At 47.2% G+C, this 21,112-nt stretch carries 18 protein-coding genes; 12 read left to right on the plus strand and 6 right to left on the minus strand.

Going from position 1 to position 21,112, the window contains the following annotated elements; translation table 11 throughout:
- Window positions 1–450 precede the first annotated feature (450 nt).
- The 6 genes from def (at window position 451) to Q1B11_RS09950 (ending at window position 7,054) form a co-directional block, all read left to right on the plus strand.
- Entirely contained in the window at window positions 451–948 is a 498-nt protein-coding gene (gene def, locus Q1B11_RS09925) for a peptide deformylase (RefSeq protein ID WP_299731507.1), read from the plus strand.
- Window positions 948–1,892 (plus strand): methionyl-tRNA formyltransferase, encoded by a 945-nt coding sequence (fmt, locus tag Q1B11_RS09930; RefSeq protein ID WP_299731510.1) that lies wholly within the window; start codon window positions 948–950, stop codon window positions 1,890–1,892. The genes def and fmt overlap by 1 nt, the downstream gene beginning before the upstream one ends.
- Window positions 1,893–3,218 carry a 16S rRNA (cytosine(967)-C(5))-methyltransferase RsmB gene (gene rsmB, locus Q1B11_RS09935; protein ID WP_299731513.1) on the plus strand — a complete coding sequence of 442 codons (1,326 nt, stop codon included), beginning with the start codon at window positions 1,893–1,895 and terminating at the stop codon, window positions 3,216–3,218.
- The gene (trkA, locus tag Q1B11_RS09940) at window positions 3,215–4,588 is read left to right on the plus strand and encodes a Trk system potassium transporter TrkA (protein WP_299731516.1); all 1,374 of its coding nucleotides are present in this window, start codon (window positions 3,215–3,217) and stop codon (window positions 4,586–4,588) included. The genes rsmB and trkA overlap by 4 nt, the downstream gene beginning before the upstream one ends.
- A 129-nt stretch (window positions 4,589–4,717) precedes the next feature.
- Window positions 4,718–5,461 carry a hypothetical protein gene (locus Q1B11_RS09945; protein WP_299731519.1) on the plus strand — a complete coding sequence of 248 codons (744 nt, stop codon included), beginning with the start codon at window positions 4,718–4,720 and terminating at the stop codon, window positions 5,459–5,461.
- A 141-nt stretch (window positions 5,462–5,602) separates the two neighbouring features.
- Window positions 5,603–7,054, plus strand: a complete 1,452-nt coding sequence (locus tag Q1B11_RS09950) for a TrkH family potassium uptake protein (RefSeq protein WP_299731522.1) — start codon at window positions 5,603–5,605, stop codon at window positions 7,052–7,054.
- An 18-nt stretch (window positions 7,055–7,072) separates the two neighbouring features.
- Here the strand turns inward: Q1B11_RS09950 and Q1B11_RS09955 are convergent, their stop codons facing one another.
- Window positions 7,073–8,107 carry a permease gene (locus Q1B11_RS09955; RefSeq protein ID WP_299731525.1) on the minus strand — a complete coding sequence of 345 codons (1,035 nt, stop codon included), beginning with the start codon at window positions 8,105–8,107 and terminating at the stop codon, window positions 7,073–7,075.
- 178 nt (window positions 8,108–8,285) lie between these two features.
- Here Q1B11_RS09955 and glyQ point away from each other — a divergent pair, with 178 nt between their 5' ends.
- From glyQ to Q1B11_RS09975, 4 genes are all read left to right on the plus strand, one after another.
- Entirely contained in the window at window positions 8,286–9,263 is a 978-nt protein-coding gene (glyQ, locus tag Q1B11_RS09960) for a glycine--tRNA ligase subunit alpha (protein ID WP_299731528.1), read from the plus strand.
- On the plus strand, window positions 9,263–11,350 hold the full coding sequence (gene glyS, locus Q1B11_RS09965) for a glycine--tRNA ligase subunit beta (protein WP_299731531.1): 2,088 nt from the start codon (window positions 9,263–9,265) through the stop codon (window positions 11,348–11,350). The genes glyQ and glyS overlap by 1 nt, the downstream gene beginning before the upstream one ends.
- A gap of 106 nt (window positions 11,351–11,456) precedes the next feature.
- Window positions 11,457–12,023: a D-glycero-beta-D-manno-heptose 1,7-bisphosphate 7-phosphatase gene (gene gmhB / locus Q1B11_RS09970; protein ID WP_299731534.1), complete on the plus strand. Its 567-nt coding sequence runs from the start codon at window positions 11,457–11,459 to the stop codon at window positions 12,021–12,023.
- A complete protein-coding gene (locus Q1B11_RS09975) occupies window positions 12,023–12,790 on the plus strand; it encodes a lysophospholipid acyltransferase family protein (protein WP_299731537.1) in 768 nt (255 codons plus the stop codon). Before gmhB ends, Q1B11_RS09975 begins: the two co-directional genes overlap by 1 nt.
- Before the next feature lie 27 nt (window positions 12,791–12,817).
- Here the strand turns inward: Q1B11_RS09975 and lpcA are convergent, their stop codons facing one another.
- The 5 genes from lpcA to dnaA all read right to left on the minus strand — a co-directional run bounded on the left by lpcA (window position 12,818) and on the right by dnaA (window position 19,853).
- Window positions 12,818–13,402, minus strand: coding sequence for a D-sedoheptulose 7-phosphate isomerase (gene lpcA / locus Q1B11_RS09980; RefSeq protein WP_299731540.1), 585 nt, complete (start codon window positions 13,400–13,402; stop codon window positions 12,818–12,820).
- A 63-nt stretch (window positions 13,403–13,465) separates the two neighbouring features.
- Window positions 13,466–15,880, minus strand: a complete 2,415-nt coding sequence (gene gyrB, locus Q1B11_RS09985; RefSeq protein ID WP_299731543.1) for a DNA topoisomerase (ATP-hydrolyzing) subunit B — start codon at window positions 15,878–15,880, stop codon at window positions 13,466–13,468.
- Window positions 15,873–17,018, minus strand: coding sequence for a DNA replication/repair protein RecF (recF, locus tag Q1B11_RS09990; RefSeq protein WP_299731546.1), 1,146 nt, complete (start codon window positions 17,016–17,018; stop codon window positions 15,873–15,875). Before recF ends, gyrB begins: the two co-directional genes overlap by 8 nt.
- A gap of 87 nt (window positions 17,019–17,105) precedes the next feature.
- A complete protein-coding gene (gene dnaN / locus Q1B11_RS09995) occupies window positions 17,106–18,209 on the minus strand; it encodes a DNA polymerase III subunit beta (protein ID WP_299731550.1) in 1,104 nt (367 codons plus the stop codon).
- 72 nt (window positions 18,210–18,281) lie between these two features.
- Window positions 18,282–19,853, minus strand: coding sequence for a chromosomal replication initiator protein DnaA (gene dnaA, locus Q1B11_RS10000; protein WP_299731553.1), 1,572 nt, complete (start codon window positions 19,851–19,853; stop codon window positions 18,282–18,284).
- Window positions 19,854–20,559: 706 nt separating this feature from the next.
- Between dnaA and rpmH the strand changes: the two genes are divergently transcribed.
- Together rpmH and rnpA are read left to right on the plus strand one after the other, a co-directional pair.
- Window positions 20,560–20,694 carry a 50S ribosomal protein L34 gene (gene rpmH / locus Q1B11_RS10005; RefSeq protein ID WP_067515830.1) on the plus strand — a complete coding sequence of 45 codons (135 nt, stop codon included), beginning with the start codon at window positions 20,560–20,562 and terminating at the stop codon, window positions 20,692–20,694.
- A gap of 32 nt (window positions 20,695–20,726) precedes the next feature.
- Window positions 20,727–21,098, plus strand: a complete 372-nt coding sequence (rnpA, locus tag Q1B11_RS10010; protein WP_299731561.1) for a ribonuclease P protein component — start codon at window positions 20,727–20,729, stop codon at window positions 21,096–21,098.
- The last annotated feature ends 14 nt before the right edge of the window (window positions 21,099–21,112 follow it).

Genomic DNA, 21,112 nt, shown 5'->3' on the forward strand with positions numbered 1-21,112 from the left:
CAAATGGCCTATCACTACCAGGCACTGCAAATGTTACAGGAAGAGATAAAGCAGGCATGAAACACTCTCTGTATATATTGTTATATTCAAAATTGCCCGAACCTTTTGGCTTAAGTAGTTGTGCAAATGGAATCGAATATTTCAGGGTGAGTGGTTAGTTACTATGCAAGGCGCAGCGTCGGGAGCATAGCCTTAGCGATGTAACCAGAGTTGTAACGCGGCAGAGTGATTGACCACTTACTCAGAAAATATGATTCCATTTGGTCAACTAATTAATATAATTTTTATAAGGTGTAGACTTCAAGCTCCTAAAAATAGCTGATATTCATCGGCACCTTATAATTTTTTACTATTTCCTATTCCTGCAGTTCCTGTCTCTTAGTTGATGACCCCAAATAGCGATATACTGCATAATAGATACCGATTTTTTTCGCCAGATAGAGAGTACTGATGGCCTTACTGGAAATCCTTGAATACCCTGACCCACGGCTGCGCACCGTTGCCAAGCCGGTTGCTGAGGTCACTGATGAGATTCGCCGCTTTGTGGACGATATGCTGGAAACCATGTACGAAGCACAGGGCGTCGGGCTTGCTGCGACTCAGGTGGATTTTCATCAGCGTATTGTGGTTATGGATCTTTCCGAAGAAGGTGACGACCCTCAGGTATTGATCAACCCTTCCTATGAGCCGATTGGCGATGAGAAATCCGAGCTTCAGGAAGGCTGTCTTTCCGTTCCCGGCTTTTATGAATTGCTGGATCGCTGGGAAAAAGTTCGTCTGACCGCTCTGGATCGTGACGGCAACGAATACAGCAAAGACTTTGATGGTCTGGCTGCCGTCTGTGTGCAGCATGAGTTAGACCACCTGGAAGGCAAGCTTTTCATCGACACTCTCTCCCGCCTTAAGCAGGATCGCATTCGCAAGAAGTTGGGTAAAAAGAACCGGTAATGAAAAGTCTTCGCATCGTTTTTGCTGGCACTCCCGAGTTCGCCAGCGCTCATCTTCAGGCCATTTTGAATACCCACCATGAGGTGATCGGCGTTTACAGTCAGCCAGATCGCCCGGCGGGTCGTGGTCAGAAATTGATGCCATCTCCTGTAAAAAAGCTGGCTTTGGAACACAACATTCCGGTTTACCAGCCAAAATCCCTTCGTAATGAAGAGGCTCAACAGGAACTTTCTTCGCTGAATGCGGATCTAATGGTCGTTGTGGCTTACGGGTTGATTCTGCCTCAAGTGGTATTGGATACACCAAAGCTTGGCTGCATCAATGTGCACGGTTCTATTCTGCCGCGCTGGCGTGGTGCCGCTCCAATCCAGCGAGCGGTTGAAGCGGGCGATACCGAATCCGGCGTTACCATTATGCAAATGGATGCGGGGCTGGATACCGGCGATATGTTGTTAAAAGCATTCTGCCCAATTCATGCCCATGATACGTCTGCCAATCTTCATGATCGCTTGATTGAAGTGGGTCAGCCGGCACTGGTAGAAGCACTGGATAAAATTGCCAAAGGTCAGCTTCAGCCAGAAAAGCAGGACGATGCTTTGGCCAATTACGCTCATAAAATGAGTAAAGAAGAAGCAAAGCTAAACTGGCAGAGTGCTTCGGTAACACTGGATCGTCAGATTCGCGCGTTTAACCCCTGGCCTGTGGCCACCACTGTTCTGGACGACACCAATATCCGCGTCTGGGAAGCTGAACCTTTAAGTGAAAGTTCAGATCAAAAACCGGGCACCCTGATAAAAGCCCATAAGGATGGACTGGATATTGCATGCTCCGAAGGCACTCTTCGGATTAAAAAACTGCAGCTGGCAGGAAGCCGCGCAATGACCGTTCAGGAGCTGTTGAACAGCAAAAAGGAAATGTTCAGCGCCGGGAAACTATTCAGCTAAATGGCCAAACAATCGTCTGTTCGACAACTGGCGGCTCGGGCAGTGACCCGGGTTGCCAATGGTGAATCCCTCAGCGTCGTGCTGCCCGCCCTGCAGGAAAAGCTGGCTAAAAAAGATCAACCACTGCTGGCAGAGCTCTCTTACGGAACCCTTCGTTATTACCACAAGCTGGATGCCTGGCTGAAGTTTCTCACCGAGAAGCCTTTAAAAGACAAGGAGCAGGATATTCATAACCTGATCCTGGTGGGCTTTTATCAACTGTTTTATACCCGAATTCCGGCTCACGCGGCCATTGGTGAAACGGTTCAAGCCACACGCACCATGGGCAAAGCCTGGGCCAGAGGTTTAGTTAACGGCATTCTCAGAAACGCCCAGCGTCGTCTGGATGAACTGAAAGAACTGGAAGACAGAAGCCCTGTGTGTGGTTGGTCTCATCCAAAATGGATGATCAACACCATCAAGCGCGCCTGGCCTGCCCATTACGAAAGCATCCTGACTGGCAATAACCAGCAGCCGCCCATGACTTTGCGGGTGAATGAACAACAGTTTCAACCATCCCGTTATATGAAAAAGTTACTGGATGACTGCATTGAAGGTAAATTGTCGCCTATTGCACCACAGGGAATCGTTTTAAATCGTCCTGTGCCTGTAGATAAGCTTCATAAGTTTAGTGAAGGTGCGGTCAGTGTTCAGGATGAATCTGCACAGCTGGCAGCCACGTTAATTACACCAAAACCCGGCGATCATGTTCTGGATGCCTGCTGTGCCCCCGGTGGAAAGACCTGCCACCTTCTTGAGTTAAATCCTGATATTACCGTCGACGCTCTGGATGCGGATGGTCATCGTCTGGAACGCGTTGGCGAAAATCTAAACCGGCTCGGCCTGACGGCCAATGTGCTTTGTGGTGACGCTACCGATCCTGATAGCTGGTTCCCGGGCAAACTGTACGACCATATTCTTTTAGATGCGCCCTGTTCCGCTACCGGTGTGATTCGTCGCCATCCGGACATTAAACTGCTCAGAACCGCAGAAGATATTGAAGCCCTTGCGGAACTCCAGCAGAAGATTCTTCGGGCTATCTGGCCATTATTAAAACCCGGCGGCACGCTTCTCTACGCTACCTGCTCCATTATGCCTCAGGAAAACCATTTGCAGGTTGAGCGTTTTCTATCAGAAACCGCCGGCGCCAAACTGCTACCCATTGAAGGAAAATGGGGTCATGATACTGGGTTTGGCAAACAGCTTTTTCCGGGCAACAGCGGTCAGACCAGCTCTAATGGTGATGGCTTCTTCTATAGCCTGATGGTGAAGACGGAATCCCCATGAAAATTATCATTCTAGGTGCAGGCCAGGTTGGCGGCACACTGGCAGAGAATCTCGCCGGCGAAGAAAATGACATTACCGTTGTCGATACTGACGGCGTCCGGTTGCGTGAGCTTCAGGATAAAATCGATATCCGCACGATTCAGGGAAAAGCGTCTTTTCCGGGTGTTCTGAAGCAGGCCGGAGCAGATGAAGCCGATATGCTGGTTGCTGTGACAAACAGTGACGAAGTCAATATGATCGCCTGCCAAATCGCTTATACCTTGTTTCACACGCCCTCGAAAATTGCCCGTATTCGTCAGGCGGCTTACCTAAAAAATCAGGATTTGTTTGCCAATACCGCCTTACCTATCGATGTATTGATCAGCCCTGAACAGGTCGTCACCAATTACATTAAACGGTTGCTGGAACGGCCCGGAGCTCTTCAGGTTCTCGATTTTGCCGATGGCCGAGTTCAACTGGTGGCCATGAAAGCATACTACGGTGGTCCATTAGTTGGGCATGAGCTTCGCTACATCCGTGAGCACATGCCGAATGTGGATACCCGAATTGCTGCCATCTTCCGCCGGGGAAATGCAATTTCACCGAAGGGCACCACCGTTATCGAAGTAGACGACGAAGTATTTTTTATTGCCGCAAGAGAAGATATTCGTCCGGTAATGAGTGAACTTCAACGCCTGGATGATGATTACAAACGCATCATTATTGCCGGAGGCGGTAATATTGGTTTGCGCTTGGCTCAGGCGGTTGAGGGTCAGTACAAAGTTAAAATTATCGAACGGGATATGGAGCGCTGTCAGTTCCTGTCAGAAACCCTCACCAAAGCCATGGTGTTTAATGGCAACGCCTCTGACAAAGAATTGTTGATCAGTGAAAACATCGAAGAAACCGATATTTTCTGCGCACTCACTAACGATGATGAAGCCAACGTTATGGCTTCCATGCTGGCGAAACGTCTTGGTGCCCGCAAGGTAATGGCACTGATTAACAACCCAGCCTACGTTGATCTGGTTCAGGGCGGTGAAATTGATATTGCGATCTCCCCGCAGCTTGCCACCATCGGCAGTTTGCTCAAACACGTTCGACGTGGGGATATTGTGAATGTTCACTCTCTTCGCCGTGGTGCCGCCGAAGCGATTGAAGCCATTGCTCATGGCGATGAACACAGTTCTAAAGTGGTAGGTAAGGCTCTTCAAGATATCAACCTTCCAGATGGCGCAACCATAGGGGCTATTGTTCGTAATGATGAAGTGCTCATTGCCCACGATTCTACCCGTATTGAGACTGGCGACCATGTAATCTTATTCCTGACGAATAAACGCAAAATCAGAGACGTTGAGCAACTGTTTCAGGTTGGTCTTGGCTTTTTCTGAGATAGAAAATACGAGCGGCTTTTTGTGTAGGTATCAATCGATACCTGCATCATTATAAATTCTGAAACTTTTTCCCTCATAATGAGTCCAACCGAGAAGTTAGGTTACGATACCGAACCGGAGGTGATCATGAGTTTGGGTGTTTCTACAGCCTATAATTTTGGTGTTTTAGCAGCACGTGCAGCGTTAAATAACTGTCACAGCACTTTTGGCATTTATACAGTCACCAGGCAATGTCACTCAGATTCTAAGAAAAAGCTCCCCCAAAACCTCAAGGATGAATCTCAAGCTGATAAAAAAAAATTATGTTGCATGGATATCAAGGCATCAATGTCAGCCAAAAGCTGTTTAATCACTGAGAATACAGCCTCTCTCGATAAATTACTGGACTTAATCGGTAAGCTGTCTGAAATATGCTTGCCAGCTGATACAAAGCAAGCATATTTAGAATTATATGACGCGAAAAATTTAATTGAAGATGCCAAAAAAGCAGCGGTATTCTATAAAGATGTGCGCTATGAAGAATATTCGATAGCACAGAAATTGGGGATCCTACTAGCACAGAAAGTGAGTATGCTAGAGGGTATAACTGCTATTAATCAGGCACGCTATTCTCTGACTGATATGGCTCATGACAACCAGTTTGTTAGAAACTACATCCGTGAAAAACTGAAAGACAACTCATTAACTAATAATCAACGAGACTTTCTTGAAGTTCTGGCTCAACAAGCCCTCCCTGAAGAGGTAAAAAGCCTTATGGAGAATATACACCCAAGCTCAACATCCGAGCTTTTTAACAAACCAGAACCCGAAATCGACAACTCTCATGGCAATCAGGCAGAAATAGAAAAAAAGATTAACACTCATCAATGAGAGTCATTTATCTATCCGTTATTTAGGTCTTTGTTTTTCCTACGGATTGGGAGTACCCTGCTACTGCATATAATCAAAATTATTTATAGCCACTATAAAAATTTACACGGCATACGCCAAAAGGATTGAAGCAGGCACACCATGCAGTTTCAGGTTATTTCCCCTATTTTGGGAATACTGCTGTTACTTTTCAGCACCTCCAGCTTACCACCGATGCTCGTTGCTCTGATTTATCAGGAGCAAGAAATCACCATTTTCATCTATACCTTTTTACTGACCCTATCTTTGGGCATTCTGCTCTGGTTTCCGTTCAGAAACATTAAAGATGAACTTAGAAACCGTGAAGGCTTTCTGGTCACCGCCTTGTTTTGGATCGTACTTGGCTCAGTGGGCTCTCTGCCGTTTCTGTTTATGGAAAGCCCGTCGCTCAGTATTACCGATGCACTGTTTGAGTCCATGTCCGGGCTTACGACAACCGGTGCAACAATTCTGACTAATATCGAAGACTTACCGCGCTCGATTCTCTTTTATCGCCAGCAGTTGCAATGGCTTGGCGGGATGGGCATTGTCGTTCTGGCTGTCGCTATTTTACCGATGCTGGGTATCGGTGGAATGCAGCTTTATCGCACAGAAACCCCTGGGCCGGTTAAAGATTCAAAGCTGACACCCCGAATTACAGAAACCGCCAAAGCGCTATGGTTTCTTTATCTGTTTCTTACCGCCGCCTGTGCTCTTGCCTACTGGCTGGCAGGAATGAATTTGTTTGATGCCATCTGCCATAGCTTTTCTACCATTGCCATTGGTGGCTTCTCCACTTACGACGGCAGTATGGGAGCGTTTAATTCACCACTGATCATTTCCGTCGCTATTTTCTTTATGGTGGTCGCTGGCTTTAACTTTGCACTTCACTTTACTGCCTGGCGATATAAGTCACTGTCTCACTATTTTCAGGATCCGGAAGTGAAATGGTTTCTGGGGATTCTTGGGGTTGTGGGGGCGATTACCGTGGCAACACTGTATTTCTCAGATACCTATTCACTGACCAAATCCTTTCGCTACGGATTGTTTGAGGTGGTTTCCGTTGCGACGACGACGGGTTACACCTCCTCTTCCAGCTTTTCTTCATGGCCGATGTTTTTACCGTTCCTGTTATTTTTCACCAGCTTTATTGGTGGTTGTGCAGGGTCAACAGCCGGCGGTATGAAAGTGATTCGTGTGGCATTGATTGCCAAGCAAGGAGTAAGAGAACTTCGTCGCTTAGTTCATCCAAATGCTATTTTCACCATCAAACTGGGTGGCAGACCCATAAGCCCGAGAGTGGGTGAAGCGGTATGGGGATTCTTTGCTACTTATATTCTGGTCTTTGTTTTGCTGTTTCTGGTTCTTCTAGGTACAGGTCTGGATTTCGTCACCGCTTTTTCTACCATCGCTTCCTGCCTGAACAACCTTGGCCCAGCCCTTGGTGAAGCCGCTGCCAGTTATCAAACTCTGCCTGATAGCGCTAAATGGGTTCTCTCCTTTGCGATGCTTCTTGGACGTTTGGAAATATTTACCCTGCTAGTGTTGTTTACTCCGACCTTCTGGCGTTATTAACCATCAAAATAGGCGACATTACATAGACATGTCGCCTGCCATTCCTTTTCCCTTGCGATACATAAGTACGCCAAGGCTTCCCAGAATACTGTTTAATAGTAATGTTAAGTCGCTATGTCCACTGATACCAAGAGATAACCGATCACTCTGCTCCAGATGAATCGAAGCATTCAATACGAACCAATCAATAGAAACAGCAGCTAAAATAATTGCTGCTACTTGAATCAAAGCCTGCCTTATCGTCACACTTTTTCCATAATACCCATGGGTAATTTTCAGCATGGGAAATGTCAGTAAACAGGCCATAAGAAACGCCATCACACCACCGGCAGGCACACCGTTCCACCACATCACCGCGGCAAGAGAGACATTACCGATTGAGCATCCAAACGTTAACACCGTGATAATAATGCCAATTGCCGCATTCCACACCCATGCCAAAGCACCAAAATCCTGATAGCTCCAGAAAATCATTTGCCACCAGGAGGGCGGCATCATTACGCCCACGGCAGAAGCTACAATAAATCCAACCAGAATATCCTTGCGGGTCATATCGAGGTCTTCACGGAAAAAGTCACACGCGGCCTGCCATCTGGACTTCTTATCCATCATCATTTCTTGCTGTTCAGCAGGCTCTACAGGGTTATCTCCCATGCATATACAGCACAAGATATAACCAATAATCAGGAAGGCCATTGCTGCGCCTATCATCACTTTTAAAAAGATCGCTCCCAAAAAACCATAAACGGCAATGATCATTGTGATGCCAAGGTTCGTACTGGCAATCATATAACCCAATGTATTGGGCCAGCTGGCGCCTTTTAATCGTAGGGTATGCCCCATTCCAACTGTTGCATAATTACAAACTGACGACACAGCACCAAACAACACAGCCAGAACACAACTAATAAAGCCGTTTTTTCCAAGATGCTTAATGATCGTTTCACTGGATACATAACTTCGTATACAGGCGGAGAATGCAAAGCCAAATACCAGAGGCCACACCATATGCCAGATCAACATGGACAGAGTATTAATGAAGTGCATAACCATGAAAGAAAACTCATACTTCAGTGCTGCTGAATTATAGTATCAACACTTCTTACCCACATTTTTCACAGCTTATCCACAGCTTAATTTTACCGCCGTAAACCGGTATAATCCCCGTCTATTTTTACAATTGCCCCCTGGGAGTCGTCGCTCACAGGGAAAGCCTCCAAGAGGTAGACAAGTGACTTCCCAGAGCACGCCAGATACTCAAACATTTCAAGGGCTGATCTTTGCCCTGCAACAATTTTGGGCCCAACAGGGCTGCGCCATCATGCAACCGCTGGATATGGAAGTGGGGGCAGGCACGTTCCACCCGGCGACTTTTCTGCGTGCGATTGGTCCGGAGAACTGGAATGCCGCTTATGTTCAGCCAAGCCGCCGCCCAACGGATGGCCGTTATGGTGAGAACCCGAACCGTCTGCAGCACTATTATCAGTTTCAGGTGGTGATGAAGCCGTCTCCTGACAATATTCAGGAACTGTACTTGGATTCCCTGCGCGCTCTTGGCATTGATCCGCTGGTTCACGATATCCGTTTTGTGGAAGATAACTGGGAATCCCCGACTCTCGGTGCCTGGGGTCTTGGCTGGGAAGTATGGATGAACGGGATGGAAGTCACCCAGTTCACCTATTTCCAGCAGGTAGGTGGTCTGGAGTGTTATCCGGTGACTGGCGAGATCACTTACGGTCTCGAACGTCTGGCCATGTATATCCAGAATGTAGACAACGTTTACGATCTTATCTGGACTCACGGCCCACAAGGCCCGGTGACTTACGGAGATGTGTTCCATCAGCAGGAAGTGGAGATGTCTACTTTCAACTTTGAGCATGCGAACACTGATGATCTGTTCAAGCATTTTGATTTCTTTGAAAGCGAATCCAAAAAGCTGGTTGAGCTGAACCTTCCATTACCGGCTTACGAATACGTACTGAAAGCGTCGCATACTTTCAACCTGCTGGATGCCCGTCATGCCATCTCGGTAACGGAACGTCAGCGTTTTATCCTGCGTGTCAGAACTCTGGCCAGAGCGGTTGCCAAAGCTTATTTCGATAAACGACACGAACTTGGCTTCCCAATGGCGGATGAAGCGATTCGAAATGAAGTGCTAGCCTCTCTTGAAAAAGAAGCAAAGAAAGACAGCGCGCAGGAGGCTAAATAATGAGCACCGCAATTCATAAAGAAGACTTCCTGGTCGAACTGGGAACCGAAGAGCTGCCACCGAAAGCGCTGAAAAGCCTTTCAGATGCGTTTACCCAAGGCATTCTTTCCGGTCTGGATAAAGCTCAAATCACTTACAATGAGGTTGAATCGTTTGCGGCACCGCGTCGTCTGGCACTGCTGATCAAAGGTCTGGACACTGCTCAGCCGGATCAACAAATTGAAAAGAAAGGTCCCGCAGTTAAAGCGGCTTTTGATGCTGATGGCAACCCAAGCAAAGCGGCCTTAGGTTTTGCCCGTTCCAATGGCGTTAACTTTGATGATCTGATTCAGGAAGATCGTCTGGTATTCCGTACGGTTCAGCAAGGCCAATCGACCAGCGAGCTGCTGCCAGAGATAATTTCCCAATCACTGAATAGCCTGCCGATTCCAAAGCGCATGCGCTGGGGTGCTCGTCGTACGGAATTTGTGCGCCCGGTTCACTGGTTGCTGATGCTATTGGGTAACAAGATTGTTGGTTGTGAAATTCTTGGTCTTAAAGCAGGCGCTACCACTCGTGGCCATCGCTTCCATGCGAATCAGGAAATCACCATCACGAACCCTGCGGATTATGCACAAACGCTGCATCAACAGGGCAAGGTTGTTGCCAGCTTTGCTGCCCGCCGTGACATGATCAATGAGCAGGTGCAAAAAGTAGCTGCTGATATTAATGGTCAGGCGGTGATTGATGACGACCTGCTGGATGAAGTAGCAGCACTGAATGAATGGCCAGTGGCGCTGTCTGGTCGTTTTGATGATGAGTTTCTATCTGTACCATCCGAAGCGCTGATTTCTTCCATGAAAGGGCATCAGAAATACTTCCACGTTGTGGATGCTTCTGGAAACCTGCTTCCCTACTTTATTACTGTTGCGAACATTGAAAGCAGCGAGCCAAAACATGTGGTGGAAGGTAACGAAAAAGTTATACGACCACGATTGTCTGATGCAAAGTTTTTCTACGACACTGATCGTAAGCAAACACAAGACGATCGTCGTGAAAAATTAAAGTCGATTGTTTTCCAGGCGCAACTGGGTTCCGTGTTCGCCAAAACTGAACGTATTGCCAATCTTGCTGCGTTTATTTCCAACGCCGAAGGTGGCGATGCCAAACTGGCAGAAAGAGCAGGTCAGCTTTGCAAATCGGATCTGGTGTCTGAGATGGTTCTGGAGTTTCCAGAACTTCAGGGCATCATGGGTCAGTACTATGCGTCGAATGATGGTGAAAGCCCGGAAGTCAGCAAAACCCTTGATGAGCAGTACATGCCTCGCTTTGCCGGCGATCAGCTGCCTTCCAGCCTGACCGGTTGCGCAGTTGCAATTGCTGATAAAGTTGACACCATCACCGGCATCTTTGGTATCGGACAACTGCCAACAGGCAGCAAAGACCCATTTGCACTGCGTCGGGCAAGCATTGGTGTGTTGAGAATTATTGTTGAGAAGAATCTCAACCTTGATTTGGAAGCGCTTGTAGAAAAAGCCATTGCCGGTTATCAGGAACAAAAAGTAGAACTGCCAGCCCTCGACAAACTAAACACGACAATCGTCAATTATATGCTCGAGCGTTTCGATGCGGCTTATCAGGAAGACGGTGTTGCTGTTGAGGTAATCAATGCGGTTAAAGCATTGCGCCCAACTCGCCCATTGGATTTTGATTTACGTATCAAAGCAGTCACTCGCTTTAACGCGATGGATGAAGCCGATGCTCTGGCTGCAGCCAATAAGCGAGTCTCCAATATTCTGGCCAAAGCGGGTGACATTGTTATTCCTGATAGCGTTAACGCCGCACTTCTAAGCGAAGATGCCGAGAAAGCGCTGGCGGAAGCGGTAGAATCCTGCAAACAGGCGATTGCACCTGCACTTGCGAAAGGTCTCTACGCTGATGCCATGGAAAGCCTGGCTTCTTTAAAAGAGCCGGTTGACCGTTTCTTTGATGACGTTCTGGTTAATGCTGAAGACGAAGCGGTTCGCATGAACCGTTATGCTTTGCTGAAGCAGCTACGAAGCTTGTTCCTGCATGTTGCTGATATCAGTTTGTTACAGAAAAGCTGATTTTAACCTGATACAGTTCGGCAACAGCCGCAGCTTTATATCAGGGTTCACTAATCCCGGAAACAAAGATTCGGTTTCTGGGATTTTTTGTATCTGGGATAAGAGAATGACAAAGCTGGTAATTCTGGACAGGGATGGTGTGATCAACCAAGACTCGGATCATTATGTCCGGTCTGCAGAAGAATGGATTCCAATTCCGGGAAGTATCGAGGCTATAGCCCAACTAACAAAAGCCGGTTACCAAATTGCCATTGCCACTAACCAGTCGGGTATTGCCCGAGGCTATTTCTCATTGCAAGTGCTGGAAGCCATGCATGAAAAAATGCTTACTCTGGTGAAAGCTCAGGGCGGACATATTAATGGAATCTATTTCTGCCCTCATGGGCCGGAGGATCACTGCCATTGCCGAAAACCGGATACGGGCTTAATTGAACAAGTACTTCAGGAATTTAACGGAACTCCTGAACACGTATGGGTTGTTGGTGATTCATTAAGAGATCTTCAGGCTGGCGCAAAATGCGGATGCAAAGTCGCCTTAGTACTCACTGGTAAAGGGTTGAAAACTCAGGCTAAACTTTCTGAGAGCCCAGATGAACTACCGGTTACTATGGATGTGCCGGTATTTAATAATTTACAGAATTTTGTTGAAGCACTGGTTTCAGAGGGAATTTAATGTCAGCAGCCGCCAGCCAGAATCAATACTCTTTATTTTCAACCTGCCTTTCGGTGGTTAGAACGGCTATTTTTTATTCGTGTCTGGCGGTATGGACGATCTTTTGGTCCGTGCTGATGATCTTGCTAATTTCTTTTCTTCCTTTTCGCCAACGTCATCAGTTGTTTGTAAAACCGTGGGCGATTGTTGCGGTTTATCTCTGTCGGTTTATCTGTGGTATTTCATGGAAGGTGACCGGTAGAGAGAATATTCCTGCTGAACCTTGTGTGGTTATCAGTAACCACCAAAGTGCCTGGGAAGCTTTTTTCCTGCAAACACTGATAACACCTCAAACGCAGGTTATCAAGCAAGAAATCTTAAACATCCCCTTTTATGGCTGGGCCTTCCGTAAAATCAAACCCATTGCCATTGACCGAAAAGATGTTCGTCTAGCCCTTCAGCAAGTTCGTGATCAAGGTAAAGCGGCTCTGGAGCATCGTGTTTGGGTTTTGATTTTCCCTGAAGGTACGCGAACACTTCCCGGAGAACCCGGGAAATTCTCCCGGGGTGGTGCCGGTTTAGCGAAAGCTGCTGAAACAAACATTCTACCCATTGCACACAATTCTGGTAGCTTCTGGCCTAGTCGTGGTTTTTTGAAAAGACCTGGCACTATTCAGGTTGAGGTAGGCAACGTTATCAAGACGGAATCATTAAGTGTTGCGGAAGCGAACGATCAGGCGAGAAACACCATTGCTGAATCACTAAAGCGTTTTTATGCCACAAAATAAGAAAAGGCCGGGAAGCCGGCCTTTTCTTTATTCCATATATTTTTCAATAAGTTGAATCATGATATGGATCGCTTTTATATGTACTTCCTGAATCCGGTCAGCATAACCAAAGTGCGGAACGCGGATTTCAACGTCAGCCGTTCCCGCCATTTTTCCACCGTCTTTTCCAGACAGAAGAATCACTTTCATACCTTTGGCTCTGGCAGCTTCTACGGCTTTGATAATGTTTCCAGAATTTCCGCTGGTGCTAATTCCGAACAACACATCCCCTTCCCTACCCACCGCTTCAACATAGCGTGAGAAGACGTAATCGTAACCAAAGTCATTGGATACACAGGAGATATGACTTGGATCGGAAATCGCAATGGCAGGATAGCCAGGACGATTTTCTCTGTAACGACCGGTCAGCTCTTCTGCAAAGTGCATAGCATCACAATGGGAACCGCCATTACCGCAGGACAGTACCTTACCACCGTCTTTAAAACTGTCAGACAATAGTCGTGCAGCTTGATCAATGGCATCGAGGTTAGTTTCATCATCGAGAAACCGGTTAAGAACAACTGCTGCCTCTTCCAGCTCCTGCCGGATAATTGCTTTAAATTCTGAGGACATAAACAACACACCCTAAAGCAAATTCTAAAAAAATACCGGCTTAACGCCGGCATTGAAATGATTTTAAACGTCCAGATTCGCTACATTCAGAGCATTGCTCTCGATAAACTCACGACGTGGTTCAACGTGATCACCCATCAATGTATTGAAGATCTGATCTGCAGAGATGGCATCATCAATGGTGACCTTCAGCATACGGCGAACGTCAGGGTCCATCGTGGTTTCCCAGAGCTGGTCAGGATTCATCTCACCCAAACCCTTATAACGCTGAATGTAGTGGCGCTTGGTCGATTCGGTCATCAGCCATTGTAAGGCTTCTTCAAAGGAAGTGACTTCCTTCTTACGCTCACCTTTCTGGATATAGGCACCGTCTTCAATCAGGCCTTGCAGCTTCTGACCGAGAGAGGAGATTTTTGCGTAGTTGGTAGAGACAAAGAAATCTGAACTCAGACGATAATCCGTAGCAATACCGTGGGAAACAATCGTTACCTTTGGCAACCAGGCGTTGTGCTCTTTGTCTTCCTCAACGGTGCACTCAGTGACACTGCCGGCCACTTTTAGATTTTCGATACGAGTGCTCAGCTGGCCAACCCACGCTTCCATAGCGCTCTTATCTGAAAGACTTTCCGGATTCAGCGCCGACATATAAATCATTTCTTTCAGAATGTGCGATGGATATACCCGAGCCAGTCGATCGGTAAGCGCGTGCACATCACGGAATTCTCTAACCAGTTCTTCCAGAGCATGATCCGCAATACCCGGTGCATTTTCATTAACGTGCAGGCTGGCGTTTTCCAGCGCAGACTGAGTCAGGTAACCATCCAGAGCTGCTTCGTCTTTCAGGTATTGTTCCTGCTTACCACGTTTTACTTTGTACAACGGTGGTTGTGCAATATAGATGTAGCCACGTTCAATCAGCTCTGGCATCTGACGGAAGAAAAACGTCAGCAGCAGTGTACGGATGTGGGAACCGTCCACATCCGCATCGGTCATGATAATGATGTTGTGGTAACGCAGTTTTTCGATATTGAATTCGGTACGACCAATACCACAACCCAATGCTGTGATCAGGGTGCCGACTTCTTGAGAAGAAAGCATCTTATCGAAGCGGGCTTTTTCTACGTTCAGGATCTTACCTTTCAGAGGTAGAATAGCCTGAGTCTTACGGTTACGTCCCTGCTTGGCGGAACCGCCTGCAGAGTCACCCTCCACTATGTAGAGTTCAGAAAGCGCAGGGTCTTTCTCTTGGCAATCCGCCAGCTTTCCTGGTAAGCCTGCGATATCCAGCGCGCCTTTACGACGGGTCATTTCACGGGCCTTACGGGCAGCTTCACGGGCTCTTGCTGCATCCAACATCTTACCGACAACGGCTTTGGCTTCCTGGGGGTTTTCCATCAGGTAGTCGTTGAGGTATTTACCCATTTCCTGTTCAACGGCCGCTTTCACTTCAGAGGAAACCAGCTTGTCTTTGGTCTGGGAAGAGAACTTAGGATCCGGCACTTTTACAGAAATAATCGCCGTCAAACCTTCACGAGCATCATCACCGGAAGTGGCTACCTTGGCGTTTTTCTGGAAACCTTCTCTTTCGATGTAGTTATTCAGGCTTCGTGTCAGTGCTGCACGGAAACCGGCCAGGTGCGTCCCGCCATCCCGCTGTGGAATGTTATTGGTAAAGCAGAATACGCCTTCCTGGAAGCTGTCATTCCACTGCATGGCCACTTCCACACCAATGCCATCTTCCCGAGTCATATTGAAATGGAAGACTTTATTGATGGTGGATTTGTTAACGTTCAGGTATTCAACAAACGCCTGAAGGCCACCATCGTATTTGAAGTCATCAACTTTGCCGGTGCGCTCATCCGTCAGCTGGATATAGACACCGGAGTTCAGAAAGGAGAGTTCACGAAGACGCTTTGCCAGAATTTCATAAACGAACTGGATATTTGAGAACGTGTCCGGTGACGGAATGAAGTGTAGTTCCGTACCGGTCACATCCGTTTCACCGATGACTTTCAGTGGTTCGTTCGGTACGCCCTGACTGTAAATCTGTTGATGAACTTTACCGTGACGACGGATAGTCAGCTTCAACTGGCTGGAAAGTGCGTTTACAACGGAAACCCCCACGCCGTGAAGGCCACCGGACACCTTGTAGGTGTTATCATCGAACTTACCACCGGCGTGAAGTACCGTCATGATAACTTCTGCCGCAGATACGCCCTCTTCTTCGTGGATATCTACCGGAATACCACGGCCATTATCTTTTACCGTGATGGATTCATCCGGGTGGATAATCACAGAAATCTTATCGCAATGCCCTGCCAGCGCTTCATCGATGGAGTTATCCACCACCTCGAACACCATGTGATGCAGGCCGGTGCCATCGTCCGTGTCACCAATGTACATACCCGGGCGCTTGCGCACAGCATCCAGGCCCTTAAGAACCTTAATGTTGGACGCGTCGTAAACTTGTTCACTCATGCACTATCTCCAAAGACTCTGCCCGGCGAATACTTTGCTGACCAGGGTTATCATCCAATTCCACCTGTCCGTGTTTCACGTGAAACAATTTCACCTCGGTTTCAGGTAACCAGCAATTTTCCAATGCCTCCTTCTCAACACAAGTGATAAAGGTTTGGCATTTCATTTTCTGAAACAACCGACACAACTTTTGCCGGTTGATGGTATCCAGCTCTGATGGCAGATCATCCACAAGAAAAACGCACTGCTTTCCCTGTATCTCTTTGTAGAGAAATCCCTGTGCCAGTTTAAGAGCACACACCACCAGTTTTAGCTGACCTCGGGAAAGTACATCGACAGCACTACCCCGGCCAATTCTTACTCTCAGATCCGCCCGCTGCGGTCCGGCGTGGGTATAGCCTGACTGAATATCTCGAGTCAGCCCACTTTCTAATACTTCTTTTAAATCCCGATCTTTATCCCACCCACGGTAATATTGGATAGTCAGATCATCCATATCCGATAATTCCGACAATACTTCTTTAAAGACCGGTATCAGCTTCTGGATATAATCGCTTCGCAGTTGATCTATGGCTTTCGCCGCTTTTTCAAACTCAATATTCCACGAAGACAATTCGGAACCGTTTATTCTACCATGACGGAGCAAACTGTTCCGCTGTTTAAGCGCTTTCTGCATGCGTTTCCAAATGGGGAAGAAATCCTGATGTTTCACGTGAAACACTCCCCAATCGATGAAATGTCTTCTTAGCTTGGGTGAACCTTCTAGCAGCCTGAATGTATCAGGATTGATAACCTGCAGCGGAAGCAACCTTGCCAACTCGGATGTGGATTTCAGGTTCTCACCGGAAACCCGAATCTGCAACGATTCGTCCATAAGGTTTCGAGAGACTCCGATGGGAATAGTTCCTGAACTCATACCTAATCTGCCAAATACTGTGCAGATATCAGATTCCCGATTAATTACAGGTTTGATGCGGGATGTTCGAAACGAGCGAGCAACGCCCAATAAATGAATAGCCTCAAGCACACTGGTTTTACCACTGCCATTGAATCCATAGAGCACATTTATAGAAGGGGATGGTTGAAGGCTGGCAGAAATAAGATTTCTGATTTGAGTGATTTTAAGCTGCTGAATCATATTTAGTTTATATCCGGGCCGGACAGGTGGCCGGATCAGGATGGAGTAAGTGAAAAGACTGAAAACTCAGCCTTTTCACAAACTACTTTACAGCCGCATGGGCATCACAACGTAGGTAGAATCCCCAGATTCAGATTCTTCCAGCAGTGCACTGCTGTTTGGATCGGATAAGGTCATCTTAATAGTGTCGCCGGAAAGTACCGACAGCACATCCAGCAAATAGCTGACGTTGAAACCCATTTCCATAGTTTCGCCGTGATAAGCCAGGCTCATCTCTTCTTCAGCTTCTTCCTGCTCTGGGTTATTAGCCATAACCTTAAGCTGACCATCGGAAAGTATCAGGCGAATACCACGATACTTTTCGTTGGATAGAATAGACGCACGCTGAAATGCATGGCGCAATTCCTGACGATCCCCGATGATAACCTTGTTACCACCTTTTGGAATGACTCGATCATAATCAGGGAATTTACCGTCCACCAGTTTGGAGGTGAACATAAACTCGCCAGTTTTCGCACGGATGTGGTTGGCGCCCAAGGTGATATGAACACTTTCATCACCTTCCGTCAGAAGGCGCGCCATTTCCATGATACCTTTACGCGGTACGATAACTTGATGCTTTTCCTGCTGATTGATGTCAGCATCCACACTGCACATGGCAAGACGGTGACCATCAGTCGCTACTGCACGCAGCGAATTCTGGCTCACTTCAACCAGCATGCCATTCAGGTAATAACGAACATCCTGCTGAGCCATGGCAAACGCCGTGCGATCAATCAGACGACGCAAACGGGACTGACCAATAGTGAAGGAGATCGAACCGGCTTCTTCTTCAATACTTGGGAAGTCATTGGCTGGCAGCGTGGACAATGTGAACCGTGAGCGCCCAGCTTTCAGTTTGACTCGCTGGTCTTCCTGCTTAAACTCAATCAGTGTGTTATCCGGCAGGGATTTACAAATATCCATCAGCTTGCGCGCCGGGATGGTAATCTCTCCACCTTCTGCCACATCATCCAGCGTTACACGACCAACCAGTTCCACTTCCAGATCGGTACCGGTTAACGACAGTTGATCTCCATCAACCACCATCAGCACGTTGGATAACACCGGCAGGGTTTGTCTACGCTCAACCACACCGGCAACCAGCTGAAGTGGTTTAAGCAATGCTTCCCGATTAATGGTAAATTTCATCGCTTTCCTTCTCTTGGCTAACTGGGAAGGGCGATCAACATCACGCCCTAAAACTCTATTAAAAACAATTAATTAACTGGTAAGGGAACGCAACAGATTTTTGTAATCACTTTTGATCTCATTATCTGCTTCCACCAGTTCCTTCACTTTACGGCAGGCATGGAGCACTGTCGTGTGATCACGGCCACCGTAGGCATCACCAATCTCAGGCAGGCTGTGACTGGTTAATTCTTTCGAGAGCGCCATGGCGATCTGACGAGGTCTGGCTACGGAACGACTGCGACGCTTGGACAGAATATCCGTCACCTTGATCTTGAAATACTCAGCCACCGTTCTCTGGATATTATCTATACTGACTTGTTTATCCTGCAATGCCAACAGGTCTTTCAGAGACTCGCGAATCAGGTCAATATCAATACGCCGCCCCATAAAGTGAGCACTGGCAATAACCCGTTTCAAAGCCCCTTCCAGCTCACGAACATTGGAACGAATCCGCTGAGCAATAAAGAAAGCCGCCTCATGGGGAAGCTCTACTTTATGCTGCTCTGCCTTCTTCATCAAAATAGCAACACGGGTTTCTAATTCCGGCGGTTCAACCGCAACGGTTAAGCCCCAACCAAACCGGGATTTCAACCGTTCTTCAACGCCGTTAATTTCTTTCGGGTAACGATCGCAGGTCAGAATCATCTGCTGACCACCTTCAAGCAACGCATTAAAGGTATGGAAGAACTCTTCCTGGGAACGTTCTTTGCCCGCAAAGAATTGGATATCATCAATCAATAATGCATCAACAGAACGATAGTACTTCTTAAAGTCATTGATAGCGTTCAGCTGTAGCGCTTTGACCATATCCGCTACAAACCGTTCGGAGTGAAGATAAACAACTCTGGCATTACGATTTTGTTTAACCAGAGAGTTACCCACCGCATGCATCAAGTGAGTCTTACCAAGACCAACGCCACCGTATAAAAAGAGTGGGTTGTAGGAAGAGCCCGGATTTTCAGACACCTGCTTTGCTGCCGCCAACGCTAACTGGTTCGACTTACCTTCAACAAAAGTATCGAAGGTAAAACCTGTGTTCAGGGAACTGTGGTGTTTGATGGAGCCTTCCACAACCACTTGCCTTGGTGGTGGGGCAGCCGGTTCCTCATGATCAACACTGCTCTCTTTTAAAGGGTTAACCTTTATCTGGGCAGACTCTTTCTCAATCTCGGCAACAAGATCGGGTTCAGGCGTTTCATCTTTCGCTACCGGTAAAGACGAGACCAGCTCATGAGTCACCACAGACTGCTCTATAGCAGCTTGTTTTAAAGGGTTCTCTATGGGTCTATCGGAAACTGAAATCGTTGCTGGCTCCGACTCCCTGACGCGAGTTGTGCGCTTGGTCAAAGACGCCGGGCGACGGTTGGAAACCGCCAGAGCGACCGCAGGGGATTCGCCATCGGATAACTCATCCAGAATTTCTTCAATTCGTGGCAGAAACTTCTCTTTAACCCAGTCTGCAACAAAACGGTTAGGTGCCAGCAGGCAGAGGTCGTAATCGTCCCCCATCACTTTCAAAGGCCGAATCCAGGTATTGAACTGCTGGGAAGACAGTTCATCCTGCAACATGTTAATGCATTTCTGCCATAGCTCGAGAGGCACAGGCGATCTCCTACTTTCCTGATACAGATCAAGATCTGATACGGGTATCACTGAAGCCGGTCAGACAGCCTGCTGAAGACCTTCAGGTTCGTTAAGGATAAGGGTAAATAGATAAAAAGAAATTGTATCCTTTTTGGATAAAGTTATCCACATAGAGATTGGAAGCTGAACTTACCAATAAAAATAAAATTTATTATATATATCAATAACTTGAATAAACCTAAGCAGGTTTTACCAGATATATATGTTATCAACTAAAAGCTGTGGAAAGCCCCGTTAATGAGTACCCTTGAATCTTATGTTCTTCCTGTGGGTAACATGACCAGGATTTCCTCTGTGGATAAACAGCCTTCTTATCCACAAGACACTAAGATGAAAGCAACAGAATACAGAGAGGCTTTAGACAACTACATGCACACGATCAATCCCTTATAAAACCTGGGCAAAAGCCACTTATCCACACAAAAGTGCCACCGTAATAATTACATCTATTTCTAATACACATCACATAAGAGATAAATCTCTTATCTATATAAGTAAGAAAACATTTCACCTGAATAAATTCCACTTCTATATAGGCAACGCAAAAGACATAGTGTAAACAACAGTGCTACTACGGTGCTTCTTGACAAATGCAAATTGACGCCCCCTCTTCAATTACTTAGAATGCCCGTCTTTTGTAAGTCCATAAAGACGAGATAACCCGATGAAAAGAACTTTCCAGCCAAGCAACCTGAAGCGTAAACGTACTCATGGCTTCCGTGCGCGTATGGCTACCAAGAGCGGCCGTGCACTTATCAATCGCCGTCGTGCTAAAGGACGTAAGCGTCTGTCTGCGTGATTGACGCCTGCGGCTCTGTAAAGAGCGTCAGCATGGGTCAATCGTTTAGCCGTGATAAACGGCTATGTAGCTCGGCTGATTTCAAACAGGTATTTGATACAACGGATATTAAGGTATCCAGCCAACAACTGTTGATACTGGCAAAAGCCAATGTGCTGGGTCAGGCAAGACTGGGGTTGGTGGTTGCCAAGAAAAATATTCGTACCGCTGTTGGCCGAAACCGGGCCAAGCGCCATATCCGGGAAACCTTTCGTCTCAAACAGGATGAAATAGGTGACCTGGATATTGTCGTTTTAGTCCGCCGGGGTTTTCACGAACTGACGGACAGCGAGCAAAACCAACTGCTTAACAAGCAGTGGCAGCGACTAAAGCGCAAACGGAGTGAGAGGCAGCAGCAAGCCTGACGTTCACCTCCGTT

The organism is uncultured Endozoicomonas sp., from assembly GCF_947495845.1.
Taxonomy (GTDB): domain Bacteria; phylum Pseudomonadota; class Gammaproteobacteria; order Pseudomonadales; family Endozoicomonadaceae; genus Endozoicomonas.